The organism is Streptomyces sp. NPDC047515 (assembly GCF_040643055.1).
Taxonomy (GTDB): domain Bacteria; phylum Actinomycetota; class Actinomycetes; order Streptomycetales; family Streptomycetaceae; genus Streptomyces.
Map to the genome: position 1 here is coordinate 1 of NZ_JBEYTM010000173.1, position 1,353 is coordinate 1,353.

General features: G+C 65.9%; 1 protein-coding gene and 2 pseudogenes. 1 reads left to right on the forward strand and 2 read right to left on the reverse strand.

Going from position 1 to position 1,353, the window contains the following annotated elements; translation table 11 throughout:
• Positions 1-83, forward strand: a pseudogene (locus tag ABZ826_RS39370) (transposase); the annotation flags it as partial.
• Between the two features lie 7 nt (positions 84-90).
• Here the strand turns inward: ABZ826_RS39370 and ABZ826_RS39375 are convergent.
• On the reverse strand, positions 91-480 hold the full coding sequence (locus tag ABZ826_RS39375; protein WP_361459411.1) for a hypothetical protein: 390 nt from the start codon (positions 478-480) through the stop codon (positions 91-93).
• Positions 481-572: 92 nt separating this feature from the next.
• Positions 573-1,353: pseudogene (locus ABZ826_RS39380) on the reverse strand (IS4 family transposase); the annotation flags it as partial.

A 1,353-nucleotide genomic window follows, 5' to 3' on the forward strand; every position in this document is an offset into this window, starting at 1 on the left:
TCCGCCGCTACATCATCTGGCGAAACCGCCATGCCGACGACCGGCGCCTACGCGCCGTCGTCGACAGGGCAAACGTTGCCTGATCCGGCACTAGGAGGGAGCAGCGGTCGAAAAAGATTCCGTAGACGTGGCCGGTGCCCATCGACTCGCACTGGACGTCGTAGCGGACGCGCCGGAAGGGCGGCATGGCCCGAACTTGGAGGCCCAGTCCTTGCGCAGGTACTCCTCGAAGCCGTCGGGTGTGAGGGCGATGTTGGAGAACAGTTCCTCGCGGCGGGCGAAGGCGTCCTCGGTGAACCACTTTCGCTTGAGCACGTGCCCGGCGGAGACCGTGGGGATGAACGAGGCATAGCCGATTTCCTTCTCGGGCCCCGTGACGTCGAATAGGTGGTTCTCGGTGTGGTGGATCTGGAATTCCTCCCGGTACTCCGGTCGGCAGCCCTTCAGTTTGCCGTCACGCAAGGCTTTCAGCAGCTCCATGGACGTCGCCCAGATGTCCGGCGCCGGGTCGAGGGTGTACTGAACTCCAACTCGGTTCCGGCGAAGTGTGAAGTTTCCCCAAGGCGGGGTAGTTAGCGTTTCCGCAGGTCACGCAAGGGGTTCGTCATCGGCTGGATTGCCGCGTAGCGGCCGGTGCGGACTCTCTTGATCATTCCTTTCTCGGTCCAGCGAGCGAGTTGTCGATAGGTGGCGACGAGGGTGACGTCGCCAAGGAGCTCTGCGATCTCCCTTGCGCGCCATAGCCGTTCGGGTTCGGCCTGCCAGAAGGTAAGGACGCGGGTCATGCGGCTGCCGGACTTGCCGTTACCGGTGTTCTCCGCGGTCATCGCCGGCAGCGCGGGCGGTGGCGATGGGGGCGGCAGGAGGGTGACCGTCATCGAGGTCACGGTCCGGCTGCTGTCGGGGCGGCTGTCCAACTTCCTTTCCGTGTAACGGGAGATGGGGGACTTCACCTTGCGGGTGCTGACGCGGGTTCGCCGCGCGGGCGACAGCGTCGACAGGACCCGGCGACCGATCTCTGCGATGCCCTGCTCGAAGATCCCCTCGGCGCATACCAGTAGGTCGCGGGCGGTTTCGAGGGCAATGGTGAAGCCACAGCGGTCGGGGTCGGTGCCCGGCTGGGACTCCGCCGCCTCGACCATGGTGCGGCGAAGGAGCTGGTAGAGGGTGAGCAGGGACCACATCTCCTGCTCGACGCCGACCGGGTCGTGTGAGCGCAGGACGCGTCCGCACAGGATGGTGTGGCGCAGGGCGTAGTAGGCGCTCTCGTGCTCCCAGCGCTCGTGGTAGAGGTGCACGAGGCGGTCTGCTGGGTAGCGGCGGGCGTCCAGGAGCGTGGTCGCCAGACGGTAG

What these genes read in the sequence shown, in the direction of transcription:
- ABZ826_RS39375 (WP_361459411.1), bottom strand. Translation starts at nt 480, where the DNA reads ATGGAGCTGCTGAAAGCCTTGCGTGACGGCAAACTGAAGGGCTGCCGA.